The following is a 23,598-nucleotide window of genomic DNA, read 5'->3' on the forward strand; positions in this document are numbered from 1 at the left end:
CCGGACAGGTACATGATTTTCTGTTCGGCGCTGGGCGTCTTGACCTTCATCGCCTTGATTTGCCCGTCGGCGTTGCCCTTTTCCCAGCCATCACGCAGCAGCCAGCCGAACGCCGAATGCGCGCCACGGGCACTGATGTTGATGTTTTCAGCAACGCTGGACAGCGGAATGATGCCCTCCTTCTTGCGGTCTTCCGGACACAGCAGCACGCCGGCCGCGATGGCATCGCGGGGTGAACGCAATTGCAGCGGCTCACCGCACAACTCCAGGCTGCCGGCACTGGCGCGTTCCAGGCCGCTGAGCAGGCGGAACAGTTCCGTGCGCCCTGCCCCCACCAAGCCGAACAGGCCGAGGATTTCGCCTTTGCGCACGTTGAAACTGATCGGCTCGCGCAGGCCGGGGCCGAGCAGGCCGTCGACCTTCAGGGCCACTTCGCCGTGCTCGCGCGGGCGATAGTCGTAGATGTCCTGGATATCGCGGCCGACCATGCAGGTCACCAACTGATCGTGGCTCAGCGCGCTCATGTCCTCGAAGGTGCGCACGAAGCGCCCGTCCTTGAACACCGTCACCGCAGTGCAGATACGGAACACTTCTTCCATGCGGTGCGAGACATAGAGCACCACTTTGCCCTCATCGCGCAGGCGCGCAATGATCGCCATCAAGCGATCAATCTCACGCGCAGAGAGGCTGCTGGTCGGCTCATCGAAGGCAATCACGTGGGCGCCACGGGACAGCGCCTTGGCGATTTCCACCAATTGGCGCTGGCCCAGGGACAGGCGGCCGAGCTTTTCCTGGGGATCGATTTCATCGGCCAGGCCCTTGAGGCACGCCAGCGCCTGCTGGCGCAGCACGCTGCGGTTGACCACGCCAAAACGCGACGGCAGATGCCCGAGGAACAGGTTTTCGGCCACGGTCATTTCCGGCACTAGGTGCAGCTCCTGGTGGATCACCGCCACGCCGCTGGCAATGCTGTCGGCGGCGTTCTTGAAGGCCATGACCCGCTCGCCGATCTGCACCGTGCCGCTGCTGGGAATATAGGCGCCGCCGAGGATCTTCAGCAGCGTCGATTTACCCGCACCGTTCTCGCCCATCAGGGCGTGCACTTGCCCCGGGTGCGCGGTGAAGCTGATGCCATCGAGCGCCTTGACCCCAGGGAAGGTTTTGCCGATACCGTCAAAACGCAGGGCCGCAGCGGTCATTTCCACAGCCCGATCTTGGTCAGTTCTTCCTGGAAGTTGGCGCGGGTGATCAGGGTCACTTCGTCCATGGCGGTGTATTTGGCGGGCTCTTTACCGGTGGTGACCCACTCGTACATCGCCAGCGCGGTGTTGTAGCCCTCGATATGCGGGCTTGGCAGCATCGAGCCGAAGAAGCCGCTGTCGGCTTTCTTCAATTCGCCGATGGCGTCGGTGCCATTGATGCCGATGCCGATCACGTTGGCGGCCTTGAAGCCGGCGCTTTCAGTGGCACGTACGCCACCGAGCACGGTGTTGTCGTTCATGCCGCCGATGATCAGGTTTTTCGCGCCGCTGGGCAGCTTGACCAGGGCCGAGTTGGTGGCGTCCATGCTGCCGGGCACGTCGAGGGTTTTAAGCGCGGCGGTGAGGATGTGGTCCTTGGGAATGCCGGCTTCTTCCAGGGATTTGATCGAACCGTCGGTGCGTTTCTTGCCGGTGTCGAGTTCGTTGAAGGTGTTGATCACCGCGTAGGTGTCCTTCCAGTCCCAGCCGCGTTTTTTCGCTTCGGCGGCCATGGCGGCGCCCTGTTTCTGGCCCACTTCAAACGCGGCCATGCCCAGGTACGGCACGTCCTCCATGAAGTTGCCCTTGGCGTCGACGAAGCGGTCGTCCACGGCCATCACTTTGAGGCCGTTGACCTTGGCCTTGGCGACAATCGCCGGGCCGAGGGACACATCCGGCGGGCAGATCACAAAGCCCTTGGCGCCGTTGGCGGCCAGGCTGTCGATGGCCGACAGGGTTTTCTCGCCATCCGGCACGGCGATCTTGATCACGGTGAAACCGTGCTCCTTGCCGGCTTTTTCGGCGAAGGCCCATTCGGTCTGGAACCAGGGTTCTTCGGCCTGTTTGACCAGGAAGCCGATCTTTACTTCTTCAGCGGATGCAAACCCACTGAACGCCAACGCAAGCGCCACAGCACCGAGTGTCTTCTTGAACATGGACCACCTCATTGTTGTTATTGGAAAACGGTTTAGTCGTGGTACATCACAGACCGCCCGCCATCGATCATCAGGCAGGCGGCATTGATAAAGGGCGCCTCGTCGGTCGCCAGAAACAGCGCGCTCATCGCCACCTCGATGGGCTGGCCGATGCGCTTGGGCGGGTGCAGGTCGAACGCGCGCTGGCGCTCCGCGTGGGGGTCGGGGAACGCGTTCCAGTAGTCGACGTTGAGCTGGGTTTCGATATAGCCCGGGGCGATGGCATTCACGCGGATGCCCTTGGGCGCGTATTCGATGCCAAGGGCGCGGGTGAGGCCGAGCAGGCCGTGCTTGGCCACAGGGTAGGGAAAACAGCCGGGAATGATGTGGCTGGAATGGGTGGACGCAATGTTGATGATGTTGCCGATGCCCTGCTCGATCATGTGCGGCAGCACCGCGCGACAACCGTACCAGGCGCCGTCAAGGTCAATGGCGAAGCAGCGGCGCCAGTCCTCGTCGGTCATTTGCAGCGGGTCGCGAAACACGTTGACCCCGGCGCAGTTGACCAGCACGTCCACGCGGCCGAAGCGCTCAATGGCCACATTGACCAGTGCCCGCCATTGCTCTGTGGAAGTGATATCCACGGCCTGCGCGACAATCTCGGCGCCGCGTTCGCGCCAATGGGCCGCGACTTTCTCGACCTTGTCGGCCTGGATATCCGCGATCACCAACCGCGCCTGCTGCGCCTGGAAGCACGCCACGATGGCCTCGCCAATGCCTTGCGCAGCGCCGGTGATGATCACCACCTTGTGCTTGAGTCGCTCGCCGTAAGTGGGCTCGGGCACGGCGGGTAGGGACAACGGTTGTGCCTGCATCGCTTCACCTGTTTTATTTTTGGCAGTGAGTGCTGATGCAGGCGACTATAAACCCACAGCTTGAAACATCTCAATATATAAATTTACATCCCACAATGTGAACAAACCTATAAAAAAACCGGCCGTATAGGGCCGGTTCCGCGCGCTTGTCAGCCCTGGGCGAAATCCCTCAGCGCATTGCCTTCCATGCGGTAGCGCACCCACTCTTCCTGAGGCTGCGCGCCGATGGACTTGTAGAACGCAATCGCCGGCTCGTTCCAGTCCAGCACGCTCCACTCGAAGCGCCCGCAGCCGTTGTCGCAAGCGATCCTGGCCAGGTGGCGCAGCAACTTCTTGCCCGCCCCGCCGCCGCGCTGTTCCGGGTTGATATAAAGGTCTTCCAGATACAGGCAGTTACTGCCAAGCCAGGTGGAGTAGCTGAAAAAGAACACCGCAAAGCCAATCGGCAGACCGTCGCGCGAACAGATCAGGCCATGGGCGGTGGAGCCCTCGCTGAACAAACTGCGTTCGATATCCACCACGCTGGCGACCACTTCGTGCCGGGCTTTCTCATACTCGGCCAGTTCAGTGATGAAAGTCAGGATCTGCGCAGCATCGCTGGGTACGGCGGGGCGAATCTCGATGGTCATGGGCGCGCCTTGGGCAAGTTCAAAGCCCACATACTAAGACGCTTTGATGACTGATTGCAGCGCAATTTCCCTATGACGGGTACACAAATTCTTACAGGCCGCGTAAGACCGTTCGTCGCCATCAAGGCACAAACAGCAAAGTGCGGCTGACCAATCAAGGGTAAGGACATTAATCATATGGAGACACCCTCATGAAAAATTCCAAATTTGCTGCCCTGGCCCTCACCGGCCTGCTGTCTGCTGCGTCGTTGAGCGCGTTTGCCGCCACCTCGGCGACCGGCCCGACCGATCCAACGCCTGACGCCACCACCGAATCGCAAAAGTCCATGGGCACCGGTCTCGACACCAACGGCGGCGCGATCATCGACAACACCAACGCCGCCGACCCGCACACCAAGGGCCACGACACCCAGCGCCAGGCACCTGCTGCCGTCGGCAACGGCAAAATGGGCCCATCGGTGAACGAACCGAAGATCAATAAAGGCGACGATTCGAACCTGCCAGGCGCACCAAAACAGCCTGCGCCTTGATCCCTGACTGACACGCTCGACACCCGATCATTCCCAGTGAAGAGGTACACATGAACGTTGATAGAAACCTTGAACGAGAAGTCCTCACCCGCCTGCTGCACGCTCATCCGCAAGGTTTGGGCAAGGAGGTGCTGGATAACTACCGCGGCGGAAAAGAAGTCGCCAGTGTCTTGGCCTTCCTGCAGGACCGCGGGCTGATCAAGGATGGACATGTGACCACCGACGACGCCGGTGAATATTCGTTGAACCTGCCGATCAAGTTGACCGCGTCGGGTGTGGATGAGGCGCGCAAGCTCGAGGGTCAAGGCTTGCAGTGATTTCATTTGTGGTCTGGCCCCGCCGCTGGGGCCAGAAGGAGTTTAGCGATGCCTCGTGGAAGCAAAGCCAAATACACCACCGAACAGAAACGCAAGGCCGCTCATATTGAAGACAGTTATGAGCATAAGGGCGTGTCCAAGGAGGAAGCCGAAGCTCGTGCCTGGGCTACCGTCAACAAGCAGTCCGGCGGCGGTGAAAAAACCGGCGGGTCCGGTCAGCGCAAGGCGCCGGCCAAGAAGAAACAGGACCAGCAGGATTCAGCCAAGCGCGCGGCCGCCAGCCGTGAGGGGCATCCTCGCAGCAGTCGTGCGTCGCTTGGCACGCAAACCAAGGAAAGCCTGATGAAGGAAGCGCGGGCCAGGAATATTCCCGGGCGTTCGACCATGCGCAAGGATGAGCTGATCCAGGCGCTGCGCAAGGCCGGTTGAACATAGCTTCAAATGTGGGAGGGGGCTTGCCCCCGATAGCGGTGTATCAGTCAGCTCATCTATAACTGACCCACCGCTATCGGGGGCAAGCCCCCTCCCACAGTTTGATGTGTGTTTATGTTGAAACTAATGCATCGACTTCAGCTGTGCCTGGAGACGTCGCCGGCCCCCAGCGTGTCACCGCCAATGCCGCGGCTGCATTCGCTCGACGCGCCGCCTCGACGGGGTTCAAGCCGTTCGCTAGTGCGGCGATAAACACCCCGGCATGCGCATCCCCCGCGCCATTGCTGTCCACCGCCTGCACCTTGAAACCCGGCACATGCCTGACGTCGCCGGCCTGCCCTACCCAGCACCCACCAGGCCCGTCGCGCACCACCCGCAGCGTCTTGGCGGGCAGGTGTCGGCCCAATTCGGGCAATGCGCCGGCAATGTCCATGGCGCCGGTGAAGGCCAGGGCCTCCGGGCCATTGCTGGTCCAGATATCGATACGCGGCAACAGCGCTCGCATCAAGGCCGAGTCCGGCGCCTTGACCAGCGGGCCTGGATCGAACATCACCAGCACCTCGCGCGGCAGCGCCAGCAACCAGTCGATCAGCGCCTGCGCCTTGCCCTCAAGCAGCAGGCTGTAACCGCTGACATACACATAGTCATCGCTGCGCGGCACTACCCGGGCCAGGTCATCGGCACTCAGTTCCCCCTCGGCGCCGAGGTGGGAGATGAACGTGCGCTCCGTGGTGGCTTCGGTCAGGGACACGCACAGGCCAGTGTCCTGGTCGCTGCTGGCCGGCAGTGCCATTTCAATGCTTTCTGCCTGCATCGCAGCGCGGGCCAGGTCACCAAAGCGGCCGCTGCCGTGACGTCCCAGGTAAACCACCGGCAAACCATTGCGCCGCGCGGCGGCCATGACGTTGAAGCCACCGCCGGCTTCGAAACTGGCGGACCTGGCCAACACGTCGCCCCCGCTCGGCGGCAAGGTATCGAGGGCCATGACCAGGTCGACGATGACCTGTCCGGTGTGCAGCAATCTAGACATTGGGACGCTCGACTGACGCGGGACGTCGATCGGCAGCGCCGCCGAGTACGGCATAGACGCCGCCGGCCACCAGGAAGGTGACGATCCAGCCGAGGCCGTTATGGCCGAGCCAGGAATCGGACAATGGCCCGGCAAACCAGATGTTGTCGGCGGTGGTGCCGATGGTGGTGAAGCTGAACCCCAGCACGATAGCCAGCGCCCAGGCGCCAAATGCGCGCCACTCCACACCGCCGCGATACCAGTAGGCGCTGCTCGGGCTGACATCCAGCAAATCCTTGGGGCTGTAGTAGTGACGGTGGATCAGGTCGACCACGAAAATCCCCACCCAGGCGGTAATCGGCACCGCCAGCAAGGAGATGAAGGTGATGAACGGACCGTAGAAACTGTCGGCGATCAGCATGAAGTAAATGGAGCCGGCAAAAATCGCCACGATGTCGACGATCACCGCGTGCACGCGCTTGACCTTCAGGCCCAGGGTCAGGGTGGTGAGGCCGGCTGAATACACCGACAGGTTGTTCGACAACAGCAGCCCGCCGAACGCGGTGATCAGGTACGGCACCGCCATCCAGGTCGGCAGCATGTCGCGGATCGCAATGATCGGGTCCGTGGCCGAGGCCAGGTCGTTGTTACCCACCGACAGCAGGCCACCGAGGGTGATCAGCAACACCAGCGGTATGCCCGCACCGAACGCGGCAGAGGCCACCAGGCGCACGGCCTTGACGCTGCGGTGCTGGTAACGCGACATATCGGCACCGGCGTTGGCCCAGCCGATACCGGTACCGGCCGCCATGGTGCCGACGCCGATGATCATGGCGCTCAGCGGCGCCGGCGTGGCGTTGAAGACTGCGCTCCAGTCGATGGTGGCGCAGAGGAAGCCGCCCACCACAATATTCAGCGCGCCGAACACGTAGGTCGCCCATTTCTGGATCACCAGCAAGGTGGCATGGCCCAGGCCGGAAACGGCCAGGGTCAGCAGCACGAAAACGGCGATGAAGATCAGGGTGAGCAACGGCGCGCTTTTCGCTTCCACCGGGGAACCGAACAGGATCGAGCACAGCGACAGCAACACAAAGGCGGCCGTGGTGGTGTTGACCGTTTCCCAGCCCAGGCGCGACATCAGCGACACCAGGGTCGGCCCGATATTGCCGCGTACGCCGAAGATGGCGCGGGACAAAGTCAGGCTGGGCGCGCGGCCACGGCGACCGGCGATGGAAATGATGCCCACCACCGCGAAGGAACCAGCAGCGCCCAGGATTGCGACGATGATCGCCTGCCAGATGGCCAGGCCGCGAAACGCAACCAGGGTGGCACCCAGCGGCAAGCCGAGGATGCTGATATTGGCCGCGAACCAGACCCAGAACAGTTGCAGCGGATGCCCGTTGCACTCGCCTTCCGGGACCGGCTCGATGCCGCGCGTTTCCAATTGCCCGGCGCTTTGGCCGGAAGAGGTGCTGCTCATGGGGTGGGGCTCCTGGTGCCTGTATTGTTATGGTTGTGGCAACGCTTCAATGGCAGATCAACGTGATGCCTGGCGCAAGGCGAGCAGGTCTTGAACCAGCACTTGCACATCCAGGCTGTTGACCTGCTTGACCTGCTCGATCAACGGCCCGGGCCAGCACTGCATCCCCAGACACGCGCCAAGCATGGCGCCGAGGATCGCGGCGATGGTGTCGGTGTCGCCGCCCAGGCTCGCGGCCAGGCACAGCGCTTCGAACGCGTTCATGTCGCCCGACGCCACTTGCTGCGCGAGGGCGAACGACACCACCACCGACTCCTGGGAGGCGACGGAGGTACCAATCAATTCATAGAGCAAGTCGGTGAACAGCGCAGTGTCGCCGCTTCCGACGCTCAAGGTGCGTGCCCAACTGATGCGGGTCGACATGCGTCCGCCGGCAACCCAGTGGCCATGGTGTTCGGCCTGTTGCGCCACCTGGGTGCCGATGTTCAGCGCTTCGCCCAGGTCGACGCCATTGATACCGGCCGAGACCACCGCCGCGACCGCCGCCGCGCTGGCAATGCCCAGGCTGGTGTTATGGGTGACCTGGCAGGCCTGGATCACCGCCTGGATAAACTGCGCCGGGTCGCTGACATCGGCGGCGATGCCCACCGGCGTGATGCGCATGGCTGCGCCATTGGTGGTGCCGTAGCGCCCGGATTCTTCGGGGGTGTGCCCGGCGAGGATCATGTCGATCGCCCGCTTGGTGGACGGCCCGAGCAGGTCCTGGGAACCCTTGGCGCGCATGGTCGCCTCCCAGTCGATCAGGCGTTGGGCGAGAACGCCGGGTTCGATCGTACCGCGGCCTTCGACCAACAACTCACCGACCAGGATCGCCTGTTCGGTGTCATCGGTGATCGAACCGGCGGGCATGTTCGGCGCGATCGGTTGGTCGGGGCCGGCATCTTCCAGGGCGGTGATGGCGCCGAAGCGCTGGCGGACCTGCTCACGACTCAGGGATTGGGTGGGCATGCCGAGCGCATCGCCCAGGGCCAGGCCATAAAAAGCGCCGAGCGCGCGGATTTCAGCAGTCATTTGGACGCCCCAAATTGCAGGTGCAAACGAAAATGCACGGGATCGAGCAAGCTTTCGACATGCTCCATGAAACGCTCGCGACGGTCATAGGTGGTGCGCGAGGCCTTGAGAAATACTGTGCCGGCCGGACGGCCGAGTAACTGAGCGTCTTCATCGCCCAGGGCCTCGGCGCCGATCCATTGGTCGCCCGTGGCGCCCACATAGCCGTAGGCCGCCAGGGTGATGGTCAGGGAATGGTCGATCAGGCCGATGCGGGGCAGGCTTTCCAGGTCACCGGTGGCGGGCATCAGCGAGCGTTCCAGCGACACCGCTGTTCCGTCGGCGGTGCGGCGCAGGCGATCGAGGGCAATGAACTGCTCGCTGCCGAAACGGCTGGACAAGTCCGGGCGTGTCACCGCTTCGAAGCGCAGCACCTCGGTGCTCACCTGCGCGCCGGTGTCCGCCAGGGCCTGGGCCCATCCGTGGCGCTGGTCGAGCCCCATACCATCAAAGGTGACAATGGAGCCGACACCGCTTTGGGTGGCGATGTAATTGCGCCGCTTGAGCTCGGCCAGCGCCTCGCGCAGGGTGCCACGACTGACGGCAAACTCCTCGGCCAATTGGTGTTCACCCGGCAACAGGAAACCGTCGGCCATCACCCCACCCTCGATACGGCGGATGAGCTCGTCGACGACGCGTTTTTTCTTATCGAATCGAACATGTCTAATCATGTACAAATTGATAACCGAAAGGCGCCGTCTCCAGCAAGCAAATTATGTCAGGGCAATGAAAAAACCGAGGTCAGGGCTCCAGGCCAATCGGGAAAAACTCCCCGCTGCTCCATACCCCGAGCCAGTTCTGACCGTTGATCGGACGGCTTACCGCCAACTCCACCAATTGGTAAAACGCGTTGCGGTGCACCAGGGCTTCAAGATTGCTGCGCACCCGCAGATAAGGCGCCGGTTCCTCGGTAAGCGGATCGATCACCACCCGCAACGGGTGCTCGGGCCCGACCTCGATCTGTTCTTCGACGTTGGTGGTAAAGCGCAGCACCTGGCGCTCGCCCTGCCCTTGCACCTCAAGGGTGACGGCAACGAATGGCGCGTCATCGACAGTGATGCCGACCTTTTCCACCGGCGTGACCAGGAAGTAATCATCGCCATCGCGGCGAATGATGTTGGAGAACAACTTGACCATGGGTTTGCGCCCGATAGGCGTGCCCCGATAGAACCAGGTGCCGTCACGGGCGATGCGCATGTCGATATTGCCGCAGAAATCCGGGTTCCACAGATGCACCGGCGCCGGCCCTTTACCCTTGGGCAGTTGCGCCAACAGATCGTTGGCCTTGGCGGTATCGGTCATGGGGGTCTCCTCAGGCTTACTGATTGCTCATGCCGAGCAAGCTTCGGGCGTACTGGGCCAGCGGCCGGGCAATCAGATCTTGTGGCGTGTTGTCGTGGAACGTCAGTAAACCGCCACGACTGCGAATGCGTGCAGTATCAATCAAATACTGGGTGCTGGTCTCGATCAACATGATCTGGATCACGCCGCTGTCCAGGCCAAGGCGGTCCAGGGCTTGCTGGTCGGTCCACTCATCGGCGTTGCCGATACGGTCGTCGGCTGCCGCAAAACGGCAATAGAGCAAGTAATGAGCGCCCACCCCGCGCGCTTCGGCCATGGCCTGTTCGAGGCCTTCAGGCTGACGGGCGCGACGCACCATGGGGAAATATTCGACGAAGCCGTTGAACGCTTCCTCAGCCACCACGTTGGGGCGCGGATACGCGCTGCCGGGCGGCACGAAAGCGCCCTGGGCGATAAAGATGAAGGAGTCCGGCTGCACACGAATTGAAGCGGTGCGACGCGTATCACTGTGGTCGAGCAAGCCGGCGTCGCTCATCTGATAGCGGGTGCCTTCGGCCATATCGCTGACGGTCATGCAACCACTGAGTGCCAACGACGCCAGCAACAAAACCAGACTACGCATCCTATCCTCCAGAAGCCGGTGACGGAAAACCGGCGAATGGGCGTGAGATGCAGAATCTGCGCCAGCTTGATTTAAATGTGCGAGGGGGCAAGCCCTGATGCCCTGCAGGAGCGAGTTGGCTCGCGAAAAACCCACAGGCACCGCGCTCATTCAGAAGGCACGCGTTATCGTTGACGTTTTTCGCGAGCAAGCTCGCTCCTACAGACCGCTTCCACAAGTTAGCCGCCAATGATCTTCATCACCGTCGCGCCGCCCGAGAAGGCCACTTCCTGTTTGTCGCCCAGGGCTTTCATCAGCAGCCCTTGCAGCGCCGGCAGTGCCTGGTGGCGCGGCTTGTCCAGCAGGTCGCCGACGTAGTGACGATTGCTCGAAGACAGGCAACCATGCAACCACCCCGTGGACGACAGCCGCAACCGCGAACAGGTGCGGCAGAACGGCACGCTCTCATTGGCGATCACGCCAAAGAAGCCCTTGCCCGGCACTTCATAGCGTACGGCCGTGGCGTCGACGGGCGCATTGGCTTGCAGGTATTCATGCTGTTCGCCGATCAGGCTGAGCAATTGCTGCAGGCTGACGAATTGCTGCAGGAAGGCGTTGGAGTCTTTGGCCAAGTGGCCCATGCGCATCAATTCGATAAAGCGCAGCTCGTAGCCCCGCTCCAGGCAGTAATCGAGCAACGGCAGCACCTGGTCCAGGTTCTGGCCGCGCAAAGGCACCATATTGACCTTGATCTTGATCCCGGCCGCGCGCGCTTGGTCCATGCCGTCGAGCACAGTGGCCAGGTCGCCACCACGGGCGATGCTGCGAAAGGCGTCGGCATCCAGGGTATCGAGGGACACGTTGATGCGCCGGATACCGGCGTCCACCAGCAGCGGCAGCTTGCGCGCCAGCAACTGGCCGTTGGTGGTCAGGCTGATATCGCTGAGCCCCATCTGGCCCACGGCGCCCATGAAGGCTTCCAGCTTGGGACTGACCAGCGGTTCACCCCCGGTAATCCGCAGGCGATCGATGCCGGCCGCTTCGATCAGGTACGCCACGCCCCGCGCCATGGCCTGGGCCGAGAGTTCGTCCTGGGCAGCCACCAGCCGCTTGCCGTTGGGCACGCAATAGGTACAGGCATAATTGCAGGCTGAGGTCAGGCTGATCCGCAAATTGCGAAATCGCCTGCCTTGACGATCGACGATCATGAACCACTCCGGCAGAGGATGAATCGGGGCGCGCTAAAAGCTGACTGATAAATCAGCTTTTAGCAAGGGGCCTTGCCTGAGTATATTCCCGGGGTCCCGCGCGTGGCAGTAAATCATCATCAGGTGGAGGGCGACTCCACGGCCGGCGGCTCGGTACTGTGCTTGCGCTTGTTGCCCATGCGCACGCCAATATCCATCAGGAACTGGAAGAAACCTTCCTGGTCTTCCAGCACATTGCTCCAGAACGGCGAGTGGTACAGCGCCACGGCGCCATGCACCAGGGCCCAGGCGGCGCAGTAGTGAAAGTAGGGAGGCACGTCTTCAAGCTTGCCTTCACTGATACGGCCCTTGATCAGCAAGGTCAGGCGTTCAAAGTTCGAGGCGCGGATCTTGTGCAGCTCCTCGACCATTTCCGGTACCTGGTGGCCCTTGACGACCTTTTCTTCCAGGCGGTCAAACAGGCGGTAGCGCTGCGGATCGCGCATGCGGAACTCGAAATAGGCCCGGGACAAGGCCTCTTTGTCCTTGTCGACATCGGCGGAATGCAGCAGCTCATTCAAGTCACGCTCGTAGTCGAGCATCAGGCGCAGGTAAATCTCGGCCTTGGACTTGAAGTGCTTGTAGATCGTGCCTTTGCCGATACCCACGGCATCCGCGATCATCTCGACGGTGACGCTGTCTTCGCCTTGTTCGAGGAACAATTTGAGTGCGGTGTCGAGAATTTCCTGCTCACGGCGGCGAAACTCACGGACCTTACGGGGTTCTTTATGCATGAGGAAGAGGTCTGCAAAGGTCGGAATAGGAAGGGTTGCGCAGGCCAAGGATACGTGGCGATACGATTTACCCGATGCGAGGGATTATCCCGACTGAACGGTCGTTGGGCAACGCCTATGTGACCCCGTTATGCACTTTACTTTCAGTACGCCAACGATTTGCTCGATATCAGTCAGAAACAAGACGCGCCATTCCCACCTGCCCATCCACTCGATGAGAACTCAAGCGAAGCGCGCGTATTCCAAATCCGTTTAAAAATCGACCCATCGAGACTGGACTGAATCCCAGAGTGATCAATACTTCAAGTGTCGTCGCGACATCTCCCCCAAGTGAAGCGTCGACCTGGGTACCGACGGACTGCGTACCCTTGTTTTACTCCTAATGGTCTTAACCCGGATTCACCCCCCAGAACCCGGGTTTTTTTTGCCTGCGATTTTCTCCTGCAGGAGCGAGCTTGCTCGCGAAGAACTCATAGACACCGCGTTTATCCAGGATGCACGCGTTATCGTTGACGTTTTTCGCGAGCAAGCGCGCTACGTCGCAGAAGTAGCAGCGCCGGCCACATGGGCCAATGGAAACAGACGCTTGAAATTCTCGGTCGTCTGCTCGGCGAAGCGCTCGCAGGACTCGCCGCGCAGCATCGCCAGATAATCCGCCACGTCACGCACATATTCCGGCAGGTTCGGCTTGCCGCGATGGGGGATCGGCGCCAGGTACGGCGAATCGGTTTCCACCAGCAGCCGGTCGGCAGGCACTTGGCGCGCCACATCACGCAACGCGTCGGCATTGCGGAAGGTAACGATGCCCGACAGGGAAATATAGAACCCCAGGTCCAGGGCCGCCTTGGCCATCGCCCAGTCTTCGGTAAAGCAATGCAACACACCGGCCTGGGGCAGCGCGGCTTCGCGCAAGAGCGTCAGGGTATCGGCACGAGCCCCACGGGTATGGACGATCACCGGCTTGCCGGTCTGCTGCGCGGCCTGCAGGTGCAGGCGGAATGAGGCCTGCTGCAGATCGGCGGCTTCGGGTTCGTAGTGGTAATCCAGACCGGTTTCGCCAATGGCGACGACGCGCGGGTGATTGAGTTCGCCGAGCAGCCAGTCCAGGGCCGGTGCTTCGCCGGGCTTGAGGTCCAGCGGGTGGATACCCACCGAGCAATCCACATCGGCGTAGCGATCGGCAAGGGCTTTGACGTCGGCGGCATTTTCGGCACTGACGCCGATGCACAGGAAGTGCCCTACCCCGCGCTGGCGCGCAGCGTCGAGGGCGGCGTCCAGGGAGCCGTTGTGCTGGGCGAGATCAAGGCGGTCGAGATGGCAATGGGAGTCTACGAGCATGGGCAATTACAACTTGAGTAGTGTCTGGCCGACGATACACCCGTCGGCCAAGGAAATTAACGTCGGCCGAGCAAGCCGACCCATTGGACCAGCAGTGCTTCAAGCAACAGCACGCGGTTGAGGTTGGCCTTGCCGAGCACTTTCTGACGCTGGGCGAGAATCCAGTCCTGAATGCTCAGCACCTTGTCCTGGGCACTTTTCTGCGCAAGGTATTGCACCACCTTGCGCATGTCCGGCAAACCCAGGCCGTTTTCGTCCTGGGTCAACTGGTAGCGCAGGATCAGGCTCGACCAGTCGCAGAACCAGTCGAACAGCAGCAGCAGGGGAATGTCCTTCCACGCGCTTTCGGCCAATTGCGTGGCGGACAGTTCCTGCTTGATCAGTTTCTTCACACCGTCTACGACCAGTGCCCGTTGCTCGCGCACGCCCTGGGCGTGCAGCTTCACCGCCGCAAGCGGGGAACCCGCGGCCAGGGTCAGCAATTCGATCCGTTCCTGCTCGGCGCAATCGGGCAGCGCCTGCGCCAGCCATTGCAGGCTCATGGCTTCGCTCGGCAAAGGGCATGCCTGCTGCACGCAACGGCTGCGGATGGTCGGCAGCAAGCGGCTGGACTGATGGCTGACCAGCAACAGCACGGTGTCGCCGGACGGTTCTTCCAGACTCTTGAGCAACGCGTTGGCGGCGTTGATGTTCATCGCCTCCACCGGCTCGATCAGCACCACCTTGCGCCCGCCCATCTGCGCGGTTTGCACCACGAAGCTGACGAGGTCGCGCACCTGGTCGACCTTGATCGCCTTGTCCGCTTCCTCAGGTTCCAGCACATAGTTATCGGGGTGGCTGCCGGCCTTCAGCAGCAGGCAGGATTTGCATTCGCCGCAGGCGTGCAGATCAACGGGCCGCTGGCACAACAGGCTCGCCATCAAGCGCTCGGCCAGGGCACGCTTGCCGATACCGGTCGGGCCGTGCAGCAAATAAGCGTGGGCGTGTTGGGCACGGCCGGCCAATTGCTGCCAGAGACCGTCCTGCCACGGGTAGGCTTCAGCCACGAGCGCGCTCCAGCAGGGTCGGTAACAGCGCATCAAGGGCTTGCTGCACCTGAGCCAGCGGCTGCGCTGCGTCAAGCAGGTGATAACGCGCAGGCTCCGCCCTGGCACGCTCGAGGAACGCGGTGCGCACGGCGTCGAAAAATGCCTGGCCTTCCAGCTCGAAACGATCCAGACGACCGCGCGCGCTGGCGCGGGCCATGCCCACTTCCACCGGCAGGTCGAACAGCAGGGTCAGGTCGGGGCGCAAGTCCCCCTGAACGAAGGCTTCCAGGGCAGCGATACGCTGCAGGCACAAGCCGCGACCACCGCCCTGGTAGGCGTAGGTGGAGTCGGTAAAACGGTCGCAGATCACCACGGCGCCGCGGGCCAGGGCCGGCCGGATCACCTCGGCCAGATGCTGGGCACGGGCGGCGAACACCAGCAGCAGCTCGGTATCCGCATTCATCGGCTCGTCACCCGGCGCCAGCAAGACTTCACGGATGCGCTCGGCCAGCGGCGTACCGCCAGGCTCACGGGTCAATACCACTTCGACGCCCGCGGCGCGCAGGCGCTCGGCCAGGTAATCGCGGTTGGTGCTTTTGCCGGCGCCTTCCGGGCCTTCGAGGGTCATAAACAAGCCAGTCACAGGCAGTCCTTAGTCAGAGTCATTGCGGGCTTTGCGGGGCGCTGGTGTCCGGCGCGGGGTCTACCGGTACTTCAACCGGTGGCACCGTGTCTTCCAGCGGCTTGACCTGCGGTGCCGGGCTGGACCGGTAATCGGCGCGGCGCTTGAGTTGAAACTCGCGTACGGCGGCATTATGGGCATCCAGGTCATCCGAGAACACATGGCTGCCATCGCCACGGGCGACGAAATACAGGCTGCTGCCCGGCACCGGGTTCAGGGCGGCATGAATCGCCTCGCGGCCCACCATGGCGATGGGTGTCGGCGGCAGGCCAGCGATCATGTAGGTGTTGTAAGGGTTGGCCTCCTTGAGATGGGCACGGGTCAATTTGCCGTTGTAGCGCTCACCCAGGCCATAGATCACCGTGGGGTCGGTCTGCAACATCATGCCCAGCTTCAGGCGACGCACGAACACACCGGCAATCTGCCCACGTTCTTCGGGCATACCGGTCTCCTTCTCCACCAGCGAGGCCATGATCAGCGCTTGATAAGGCTCGGTGTAAGGCGCATCAGCGGCGCGCCTGCTCCACTCCTGGGCGAGCACATCGTCCAGACGGTTGTAGGCTTTCTTCAGGAATTCGACGTCCGTCATGCCCCGCACGAAACGGTAGGTGTCGGGAAAGAACCGCCCTTCAGGGAATACGCCGGGATGGCCGAGCTTGTCCATCACTTCGCTGTCACTGAGGCCGGTGAGGGTCTGCACGATCTTTTCGTGCTTGGCCAGGGCCGAGCGCACCTGGCGAAAGTTCCACCCCTCCACCAGGGTCAGGCTGTATTGCACCACTTCCCCACGCTGCCAAAGGCCGATCAGGCCTTCGGCGGTGAGGCCCGGGGTCATGCGGTATTCGCCGCTGTGCAGCGGCTGGTTCTCAAGGTTAAAGCGCCAGTAAAGACGCAGCCAGAAGGCACCGTCGAGCACGCCATCGGCTTCCAGACGATTGAAGGTGCCGGTGGGCGTGGCCCCTGCCGGAACATCAAGCAACTGCTCCTGGGTCAGGTGCAACGGCTGCTTCAAGGCAGCGTTGTATTTCCAGGCACAGAAGCCCGACAGCAAAACCGCCGAGAACAGACCGACCAGCAGCAGCACAACCAGTTTTCGTATCACTCAAATATCCAATAGCGCGCGAACAATGCCCTGCAGTTTACGGGTGAGCGGCCCAACCGACCAGCTCATCCCAGCGCACTCGCGTACCGGCCAGATGCCATAAACGCTGTTGCACACGAAGACTTCGTCGGCCTGTCGCAACTGCTCCAGGCTGACGTCGGCCACGGCCACCGGGACGCCCAGGGCTTGCGCCTGGTCGAGGATCTCGGCGCGCATCACCCCGGCAACGCCGCAACGCGTCAGATCAGCGGTACGTAACACGCCGTTGCGCACCACAAACAGGTTGCTGAATACGCCTTCGATAACCCGCCCGGACCTATCCAGCATCAAGCCTTCGGCATGCTCGGCATCCCGCCATTCGGCGCGGGCAATGACCTGCTCAAGGCGGTTCAGGTGTTTGAGCCCGGCCAGCAGCGGTTGTTCGGCCAAGCGGGTGGCGCACGCAAACAGACGGATGCCGTCGGTGCCATGGGCTTCGGGATAGGTGGCGGGCGGACCGCCCTGCAAGATACGGCGTACCGCGGCATCGGGATCGATGCCGTAACCGCGCTGGCTGTCGCCACGGGTCAGGATCAACTTGAGCACGCCATTGCCCAGGGCTGCGGCATAGGCCAGCACTTCGCTGCGGACCAGGGCGTGATCCACCTCCAACGCGAGGCGCCTGCAGCCCTCATCGAGGCGCTGCAGGTGACGGTCGAGCAGCACCGGCTGCCCGGCCTTGACCGCGATGGTTTCAAACACACCATCGCCATACGCCAGGCCGCGATCTTTCAGGGGCACGCTGTCCGCTGGCTGACCGTCGACCCAGCTGTGCATCACTCGGCGAACCGGCGGAACACCAGCGAGCCGTTGGTGCCACCAAACCCGAACGAGTTGGAGATCACCACGTCGATCGGCATCGGTTGCGCTTCGTGAGGCACGAAGTTGAGGTCGCAGCCTTCGTCCGGCTCATCGAGGTTGATGGTCGGCGGAGCGACCTGATCCTTGATGGCCATGACACTGAAGATCGCCTCGACCGCACCCGCCGCGCCCAACAGGTGGCCGGTCATGGATTTGGTCGAGCTGACCGCCAGCTTGTAGGCGTGTTCGCCGAACACCGACTTGATGGCTTCGGCTTCCGCCAGGTCGCCGGTCGGCGTCGACGTGCCATGGGCATTGATGTACTGCACCTGGTCGGCATTGACCTTCGCATCGCGCAGGGCATTGGTGATGCAGCGCGCAGCACCGGCACCGTCGGACGGTGGCGAGGTCATGTGGTAGGCGTCGCCGCTCATGCCAAACCCGATCAGCTCGGCATAGATGGTGGCACCGCGCGCCTTGGCATGCTCCAGCTCTTCCAGTACCAGGGCACCGGCACCGTCGGACAGCACGAAACCGTCACGGCCCTTGTCCCAAGGACGGCTGGCACGGGTCGGCTCATCGTTGCGGGTCGACAGCGCACGGGACGCGCCGAAGCCGCCCATGCCCAGGCCGCAGGCAGCCATCTCGGCGCCACCGGCAATCATCACGTCAGCTTCATCGTAAGCGATGTTTCGCGCCGCCATGCCGATGCAGTGAGTGCCCGTGGTGCACGCCGTCGCGATGGCGTAGTTAGGCCCCTGTGCCCCCAAATGGATGGACAGGAAACCGGAAATCATATTGATGATCGAGCCCGGCACGAAGAACGGTGAAATTCGACGGGGACCGGAATCGTGCAGCGTGCGGCTGGTTTCTTCGATATTGGTCAGACCCCCAATCCCCGAACCCATGGCCACGCCGATGCGCTCACGGTTGGCGTCGGTGACTTCCAGGCCGGCGTTACGCACTGCCTGAAAACCGGCTGCCAGGCCGTATTGAATGAACAGGTCGAGCTTGCGCGATTCCTTGAGCGAAAGGTATTGCTCGACATTGAAACCCTTTACCGAGCCGCCAAAACGGGTGGAATAGGCAGAAAGGTCCGTGTGTTCGATCAGACCGATACCACTGTGGCCAGCCAGAATGCCCTGCCAACTGCTTGGCACATCCGTGCCCAGTGGCGACAACATACCCATACCGGTGACTACGACGCGTCTACGCGACACAGCACTCTCCTTTTTCTAATGACGACACTTTGCTTCGCAGCGTACTTTTCGTCACCGCTGAAAGAAAAAACCGCACGCCGTTACAGCAGTGCGGTTTTTCCCTGACAGCAGGCGACGACTACAAACTATTACGCCTGGTGGCTAGTAACGTAGTCGATGGCAGCTTGAACAGTAGTGATTTTTTCAGCTTCTTCGTCCGGGATTTCGGTCTCGAATTCCTCTTCCAGAGCCATCACCAGCTCAACGGTGTCAAGGGAATCGGCACCCAGGTCTTCTACGAAGGAAGCAGTGTTGACCACTTCTTCTTCCTTAACGCCCAGTTGCTCGGCGACGATTTTCTTGACGCGCTCTTCGATGGTGCTCATACCTTGTTTAACTCCTAATGGACAAATTCAGGCAGCTGGCCAGTGGGTAAGTGTATAGAAAGCCATTTCGGTTTTTCAACCGAAAGCTTCACCCTGTACCCGCTCGACCACCTGCCTATAAATTAAGTTGCAGCTTTATAACGGATTTTAGACAGCTCGTATGACATATTTTTGAAGCGATCCGTCACAATTTAACTCATGTACATCCCGCCGTTCACCGGAATTGTAGCCCCGGTCACGTATGCCGCACCGTCGGATGCCAGGAAAGTGACCACATTCGCGATCTCTTGGGCCTGGCCCAGACGGCCCAGCGGAATCTGCGTCAGCAAGGCTTCACGCTGTGCTTCGGGCAGTTCGCGGGTCATATCGGTGTCGATGAACCCTGGGGCCACCGAGTTTACCGTAATCGACCGCGAGCCGACTTCACGCGCCAGTGCACGGCTGAAACCTTCCAGACCGGCCTTGGCCGCAGCGTAGTTTACTTGGCCGGCGTTGCCCATGGCACCCACTACGGAGCCAATATTGATAATTCGGCCCCAGCGCGCCTTGGTCATGCCGCGCAAAACACCCTTGGACAGGCGGAACAGACTGTTCAGGTTGGTATCGACCACGTCGTACCATTCGTCGTCTTTCATGCGCATCATCAGGTTATCGCGGGTGATACCGGCATTGTTCACCAGAATCGCCGGCGCACCGAACTGCGCGGTGATCGCGGCCAGCACGGCCGCCACGGATTCGTCACTGGTCACGTTCAGCTCGAGGCCGGTGCCCTGCACGCCGTTTTCCTTCAGGGTTGCGGCGATACGCTCGGCACCCGAGGCGGACGTGGCGGTGCCGATCACGACGGCGCCCTGACGACCCAGTTCCAGGGCGATGGCCTGGCCGATGCCACGGCTTGCGCCGGTAACCAATGCAACTTTACCTTGCAGACTCATGCAGGCTTCTCCTAAGTTCGGGGATCAGGCCAGCGCCGCACGAGCGGCAGCGAAGGCATCCGGGGTATTGAGATTGGCAGTCGATACGCCGTCGGCGCAGCGCTTGTTCAGGCCGGCCAGGACTTTGCCCGGGCCGCACTCGACCAGTTCGGTGGCGCCCTTGGCGGCGAGGGTCTGCACCGATTCAACCCAGCGAACCGGCTTGTAGAGTTGCTCCAGCAGGTCGCGTTTGAGGGTCTCCAGGTCCGGGGCGACCGCCGCGCTGACGTTCTGCACCAGCGGGATCTGCGGCGCCTGCCAGTTGATGGCGGCGATGGACTCGGCAAAACGCTCGGCCGCCGGACGCATCAGCTCGCAGTGTGAAGGCACGCTGACCGGCAACGGCAGCGCACGCTTGGCACCCCGGGCCTTGCAGCCTTCGATGGCGCGCTCGACCGCTGCCTTGGCACCCGCGATGACCACTTGGCCAGGGGAGTTGAAATTCACCGCGCTGACCACTTCACCCTGCGCCGCCTCGGCGCAGGCTTCGATCACCACGGCATCGTCCAGCCCCAGGATCGCGGCCATGCCGCCCTGCCCGGCCGGAACGGCCTCCTGCATCAACTGGCCACGACGCTCGACCAGCTTGACCGCTTCACCGAGGGTCAGGCTGCCCGCCGCGACCAGGGCGCTGTATTCGCCCAGGCTGTGACCGGCGACGAATGCCGGGCGTGCGCCGCCTTCGGCCAGCCACACGCGCCACAGGGCGATCGAAGCGGTCAGAATGGCCGGCTGGGTCTTGTCGGTTTGATTGAGTTGCTCTTCCGGCCCCTGCTGGGTCAGCGCCCACAGGTCATAACCCAGGGCGTCGGAAGCTTCCTTGAACGTGTCCAGGACCAGCGGGTATTGCGCGCCCAGCTCGGCCAACATGCCGAGGGACTGCGAACCTTGCCCTGGAAAGACGAATGCGAGGGATGTAGACATGTAACAAGCCCCTAATGATCTGGTCGTCAAAAATGCGCACGCCGACGGTGGGAGCGCGCGAAACTGACAGATTGGATGGTCAATTGAACTGGCCGGTCACATTTAAGCACTCCCGGGCCGATTCGCCTAAGGCAACAAGCCCTCCAGACGGCCGCGCAGGCGTTGCGGCAGGTTGTCCTGAATCTCGATCACGGCCCGGGCAATCGCGCTCTGAAAGCCCTCGACACCTGCCGAGCCATGGCTTTTCACCACAACGCCCTGCAACCCCAGGAAACTCGCGCCATTATGCCGCGCCGGCGCCAGGTCGGCCTGCAGACGACGCATCAACGGCAGCGCCAGGGCGCCGACCATGCGCGCTGCCAGGTTCTGCCTGAACAAGGCTTCGATACGCGTGGCAATCATGGTTGCCAAGCCCTCACTGGACTTGAGCAGAATGTTGCCGACAAAGCCGTCACACACCACCACGTCGGCTTCGCCACGGTACAAGCCATCACCTTCGACAAAACCTACGTAGTTCAAACCCCGCGCGCCCTGCAGCAAGGTGGCGGCCAGCTTGACCTGCTGGTTGCCCTTGATCTCCTCGGTGCCGATATTGAGCAGGGCCACCCTAGGCCGGACCACACCCAGCGCTTCGGCGGCCACCGACCCCATCACGGCGAACTGCAACAGATGCTCGGCACTGCAATCGACATTCGCCCCCAGGTCCAGCAACTGGCAATAACCTTTCTGCGTCGGAATCGCCGCCACCATCGCCGGCCGATCAATGCCCGGCAGGGTCTTGAGCACATGCCGCGACAGGGCCATCAGCGCGCCGGTATTGCCGGCGCTGACACAGGCGTGCACCTTGCCGTCGCGCAGCAGCTCCAGGGCCACGCGCATGGACGAGTCGGGCTTGCCGCGCAGGGCCGCTGCCGGTTTTTCGTCCATGGTGATGGTTTCGCTGGCCGGCGTAACCGTCAGGCGCGCGCGATCCACCGCCGGATGGCTGGCAATCAGTTCTTCAATAAGGGTAGGTTGACCGACAAGGGTCAGGTGCAGCGAGGGCGTAGCGGACAGGCTGGCAATGCAGGCCTGAACAATGCTGCGGGGACCGAAGTCCCCGCCCATTGCGTCAATCGCGATGACTTGAGCAGACAAGTGATTACTCGTCAGCGCCCTTGTCGATCACTTTACGGCCACGGTATACGCCTTCTGGCGATACGTGGTGACGCAGGTGAACTTCACCGGTGGTCTTTTCCACGGACAGGGTGCTAGCCTCGAGAGCGTCGTGCGAACGGCGCATGTCACGGGCGGAGCGGGATTTTTTGTTCTGCTGAACAGCCATAATTGATTAACTCCTAAACGTTTGGGTCACGCTTTAACTGCGCCAATACACTGAACGGGTTGGACCGCGTTACCTCGTCCTCGCTCGGTTCGGGCTCGTCATCGAGGCCCGCCGGCTGCTGGCATTCTTCCGGATGATGAGCAGGCACAATGGGCAAGGCGAGCAAAAGCTCCTCCTCGATCAGTGCATGCAGATCCAAAGGATCTTCGCCCAGTTCCAGCACGTCATAACCTTTCGGCAACGACTGGGTATTCGCACCCTCCTTCACCACGGCATAACTGCATTCGCTGTGGATCGGCAGGGTGACCAGCTCAAGACAACGCTGGCAAACCATTTTGACTTCGGTGTCGATAAGGCTGTGAATTACCACAGATTTACGTTCATCTCGTTCAAAAACGAATTTGGCCTGGACCGCACCGACAGTGTCGGAAAGCGAGTCGCAGAGTCTCTCCAAATCGGCCAGCGGCAATTCACCTTGAAGGGAAGTGCCACGATCAGCCAATTTGCGCGGGTCAACGTGAGGTGGAATCGGGTCATTCAACATAGGCGCAGCATTATAGGGATGCACCCGGCCATGTCAAAGGAAATTCAGCCCTGTGCGTCAGCCGGTCACGCCGCTAGAATCTGCGGCTGTCTTGAGGAGACGTATATGCTGCCTTTATTACTCGCGTCCAGCTCGGTTTATCGCTGGGAATTGCTGAGCCGCCTGCACTTGCCGTTCACCTGCAGCTCGCCGGATATCGATGAAAGCCATCGCCCGGGTGAGTCAGCCCTTGAGCTGGTCAAGCGCCTGGCCGAACAGAAAGCGCGCGCCCTCGCCGCCAGCCATCCCGGGCATTTGATCATTGGCTCTGATCAGGTAGCGGCACTGGAAGGCCGGATCATCGGCAAGCCCCACACCTTTGAAAATGCCCGCGAGCAATTGTTGGCGGCCAGCGGCAAGCGTGTGAGCTTTCTTACAGGCCTGGCACTGCTCAACAGCGAGACGGGACACTGCCAGGTCGACTGCGTACCGTTTACCGTGCAGATGCGTGAACTGGACGAGGAGCGCATCGAGCGTTATTTGCGGATCGAGCAACCGTATGACTGTGCGGGCAGCTTCAAGGCCGAGGGGCTGGGTGTAAGCCTGTTCCAGAGCACTGACGGCCCGGATGCCACCAGCCTTGTTGGCCTGCCACTGATTCGACTGGTGGATATGCTGCTAACCGAAGGCGTACAAATCCCTTAAGCACACATCAACCCAATGTGGGAGGGGGCTTGCCCCCGATAGCGGTGGATCAGCCAGCTTATCTATTGCTGACACACCGTCATCGGGGGCAAGCCCCCTCCCACATTTTGATCTACTGCTGGCTTGGGATCAGCGCAATGCCGGGCCCTGGA

Annotated in this window: 28 protein-coding genes; 4 read left to right on the forward strand and 24 right to left on the reverse strand. The window is 61.8% G+C overall.

Going from position 1 to position 23,598, the window contains the following annotated elements:
• The 4 genes from BFP89_RS02105 to BFP89_RS02120 form a co-directional block, all read right to left on the reverse strand.
• Nucleotides 1-1,199: ATP-binding cassette domain-containing protein (locus BFP89_RS02105; protein ID WP_065883612.1), on the reverse strand; the 1,199-nt coding region annotated here is incomplete at its 3' end.
• Nucleotides 1,196-2,176, reverse strand: a complete 981-nt coding sequence (locus BFP89_RS02110; RefSeq protein ID WP_104504402.1) for a substrate-binding domain-containing protein — start codon at nt 2,174-2,176, stop codon at nt 1,196-1,198. The genes BFP89_RS02110 and BFP89_RS02105, both read right to left, overlap by 4 nt.
• A gap of 32 nt (nt 2,177-2,208) precedes the next feature.
• Nucleotides 2,209-3,030, reverse strand: a complete 822-nt coding sequence (locus BFP89_RS02115) for an SDR family oxidoreductase (RefSeq protein WP_065883714.1) — start codon at nt 3,028-3,030, stop codon at nt 2,209-2,211.
• A 149-nt stretch (nt 3,031-3,179) separates the two neighbouring features.
• Complete coding sequence (locus BFP89_RS02120) at nt 3,180-3,659, reverse strand: GNAT family N-acetyltransferase (protein WP_065883715.1); 480 nt, start codon at nt 3,657-3,659, stop codon at nt 3,180-3,182.
• A gap of 191 nt (nt 3,660-3,850) precedes the next feature.
• On the opposite strand from BFP89_RS02120, the gene BFP89_RS02125 reads away from it, so the two are divergent.
• The 3 genes from BFP89_RS02125 to BFP89_RS02135 are packed head-to-tail and all read left to right on the forward strand — an operon-like array spanning nt 3,851 to nt 4,935.
• Nucleotides 3,851-4,189, forward strand: a complete 339-nt coding sequence (locus tag BFP89_RS02125) for a hypothetical protein (RefSeq protein ID WP_065883717.1) — start codon at nt 3,851-3,853, stop codon at nt 4,187-4,189.
• A 50-nt stretch (nt 4,190-4,239) separates the two neighbouring features.
• Nucleotides 4,240-4,506 carry a hypothetical protein gene (locus tag BFP89_RS02130; RefSeq protein ID WP_065883719.1) on the forward strand — a complete coding sequence of 89 codons (267 nt, stop codon included), beginning with the start codon at nt 4,240-4,242 and terminating at the stop codon, nt 4,504-4,506.
• Nucleotides 4,507-4,554: 48 nt separating this feature from the next.
• Entirely contained in the window at nt 4,555-4,935 is a 381-nt protein-coding gene (locus tag BFP89_RS02135; protein WP_065883721.1) for a termination factor Rho, read from the forward strand.
• Nucleotides 4,936-5,050: 115 nt separating this feature from the next.
• On the opposite strand, the gene BFP89_RS02140 is transcribed toward BFP89_RS02135, so the two are convergent.
• The 20 genes from BFP89_RS02140 to BFP89_RS02235 form a co-directional block, all read right to left on the reverse strand.
• Complete coding sequence (locus tag BFP89_RS02140; protein WP_065883723.1) at nt 5,051-5,968, reverse strand: PfkB family carbohydrate kinase; 918 nt, start codon at nt 5,966-5,968, stop codon at nt 5,051-5,053.
• Nucleotides 5,961-7,427 (reverse strand): purine-cytosine permease family protein, encoded by a 1,467-nt coding sequence (locus BFP89_RS02145; protein ID WP_065883724.1) that lies wholly within the window; start codon nt 7,425-7,427, stop codon nt 5,961-5,963. Before BFP89_RS02145 ends, BFP89_RS02140 begins: the two co-directional genes overlap by 8 nt.
• Before the next feature lie 57 nt (nt 7,428-7,484).
• The gene (locus BFP89_RS02150) at nt 7,485-8,498 is read right to left on the reverse strand and encodes an ADP-ribosylglycohydrolase family protein (RefSeq protein ID WP_065883726.1); all 1,014 of its coding nucleotides are present in this window, start codon (nt 8,496-8,498) and stop codon (nt 7,485-7,487) included.
• Nucleotides 8,495-9,208: a GntR family transcriptional regulator gene (locus tag BFP89_RS02155; protein ID WP_065883728.1), complete on the reverse strand. Its 714-nt coding sequence runs from the start codon at nt 9,206-9,208 to the stop codon at nt 8,495-8,497. Before BFP89_RS02155 ends, BFP89_RS02150 begins: the two co-directional genes overlap by 4 nt.
• 70 nt (nt 9,209-9,278) lie before the next feature.
• The gene (locus tag BFP89_RS02160) at nt 9,279-9,839 is read right to left on the reverse strand and encodes a DUF1285 domain-containing protein (protein WP_065883730.1); all 561 of its coding nucleotides are present in this window, start codon (nt 9,837-9,839) and stop codon (nt 9,279-9,281) included.
• A gap of 16 nt (nt 9,840-9,855) precedes the next feature.
• Entirely contained in the window at nt 9,856-10,461 is a 606-nt protein-coding gene (locus BFP89_RS02165) for a DUF4823 domain-containing protein (protein ID WP_065883733.1), read from the reverse strand.
• Between the two features lie 218 nt (nt 10,462-10,679).
• Nucleotides 10,680-11,648: a GTP 3',8-cyclase MoaA gene (locus BFP89_RS02170; protein ID WP_065883735.1), complete on the reverse strand. Its 969-nt coding sequence runs from the start codon at nt 11,646-11,648 to the stop codon at nt 10,680-10,682.
• Nucleotides 11,649-11,767: 119 nt separating this feature from the next.
• Nucleotides 11,768-12,421 carry a TetR/AcrR family transcriptional regulator gene (locus BFP89_RS02175; protein ID WP_065883737.1) on the reverse strand — a complete coding sequence of 218 codons (654 nt, stop codon included), beginning with the start codon at nt 12,419-12,421 and terminating at the stop codon, nt 11,768-11,770.
• Between the two features lie 534 nt (nt 12,422-12,955).
• Entirely contained in the window at nt 12,956-13,759 is an 804-nt protein-coding gene (locus BFP89_RS02180) for a TatD family hydrolase (RefSeq protein WP_065883739.1), read from the reverse strand.
• A gap of 56 nt (nt 13,760-13,815) precedes the next feature.
• Entirely contained in the window at nt 13,816-14,805 is a 990-nt protein-coding gene (locus BFP89_RS02185) for a DNA polymerase III subunit delta' (RefSeq protein WP_065883741.1), read from the reverse strand.
• Nucleotides 14,798-15,430 carry a dTMP kinase gene (gene tmk, locus BFP89_RS02190; RefSeq protein WP_065883743.1) on the reverse strand — a complete coding sequence of 211 codons (633 nt, stop codon included), beginning with the start codon at nt 15,428-15,430 and terminating at the stop codon, nt 14,798-14,800. The genes BFP89_RS02185 and tmk overlap by 8 nt, the downstream gene beginning before the upstream one ends.
• 19 nt (nt 15,431-15,449) lie before the next feature.
• Entirely contained in the window at nt 15,450-16,571 is a 1,122-nt protein-coding gene (gene mltG, locus BFP89_RS02195; protein WP_065883745.1) for an endolytic transglycosylase MltG, read from the reverse strand.
• A complete protein-coding gene (gene pabC, locus BFP89_RS02200; RefSeq protein WP_065883748.1) occupies nt 16,572-17,387 on the reverse strand; it encodes an aminodeoxychorismate lyase in 816 nt (271 codons plus the stop codon).
• Complete coding sequence (fabF, locus tag BFP89_RS02205) at nt 17,387-18,631, reverse strand: beta-ketoacyl-ACP synthase II (RefSeq protein WP_057721119.1); 1,245 nt, start codon at nt 18,629-18,631, stop codon at nt 17,387-17,389. The genes pabC and fabF overlap by 1 nt, the downstream gene beginning before the upstream one ends.
• A gap of 128 nt (nt 18,632-18,759) precedes the next feature.
• Nucleotides 18,760-18,996, reverse strand: coding sequence for an acyl carrier protein (gene acpP / locus BFP89_RS02210; RefSeq protein ID WP_003175607.1), 237 nt, complete (start codon nt 18,994-18,996; stop codon nt 18,760-18,762).
• A gap of 191 nt (nt 18,997-19,187) precedes the next feature.
• Nucleotides 19,188-19,931 (reverse strand): 3-oxoacyl-ACP reductase FabG, encoded by a 744-nt coding sequence (gene fabG / locus BFP89_RS02215; protein WP_057721118.1) that lies wholly within the window; start codon nt 19,929-19,931, stop codon nt 19,188-19,190.
• Nucleotides 19,932-19,955: 24 nt separating this feature from the next.
• Nucleotides 19,956-20,894, reverse strand: coding sequence for an ACP S-malonyltransferase (gene fabD, locus BFP89_RS02220; protein ID WP_065883749.1), 939 nt, complete (start codon nt 20,892-20,894; stop codon nt 19,956-19,958).
• Nucleotides 20,895-21,020: 126 nt separating this feature from the next.
• Nucleotides 21,021-22,031, reverse strand: a complete 1,011-nt coding sequence (plsX, locus tag BFP89_RS02225; protein ID WP_083207998.1) for a phosphate acyltransferase PlsX — start codon at nt 22,029-22,031, stop codon at nt 21,021-21,023.
• 4 nt (nt 22,032-22,035) lie between these two features.
• Nucleotides 22,036-22,218, reverse strand: coding sequence for a 50S ribosomal protein L32 (rpmF, locus tag BFP89_RS02230; RefSeq protein WP_003179396.1), 183 nt, complete (start codon nt 22,216-22,218; stop codon nt 22,036-22,038).
• A gap of 13 nt (nt 22,219-22,231) precedes the next feature.
• Entirely contained in the window at nt 22,232-22,762 is a 531-nt protein-coding gene (locus tag BFP89_RS02235; RefSeq protein WP_057721115.1) for a YceD family protein, read from the reverse strand.
• A 105-nt stretch (nt 22,763-22,867) separates the two neighbouring features.
• On the opposite strand from BFP89_RS02235, the gene BFP89_RS02240 reads away from it, so the two are divergent.
• On the forward strand, nt 22,868-23,446 hold the full coding sequence (locus BFP89_RS02240) for a Maf family protein (RefSeq protein ID WP_065883754.1): 579 nt from the start codon (nt 22,868-22,870) through the stop codon (nt 23,444-23,446).
• Nucleotides 23,447-23,598 lie beyond the last annotated feature (152 nt).

Source organism: Pseudomonas sp. 31 R 17, from assembly GCF_900004915.1.
GTDB classification, from domain to species: Bacteria; Pseudomonadota; Gammaproteobacteria; order Pseudomonadales; family Pseudomonadaceae; genus Aquipseudomonas; species Aquipseudomonas orientalis_A.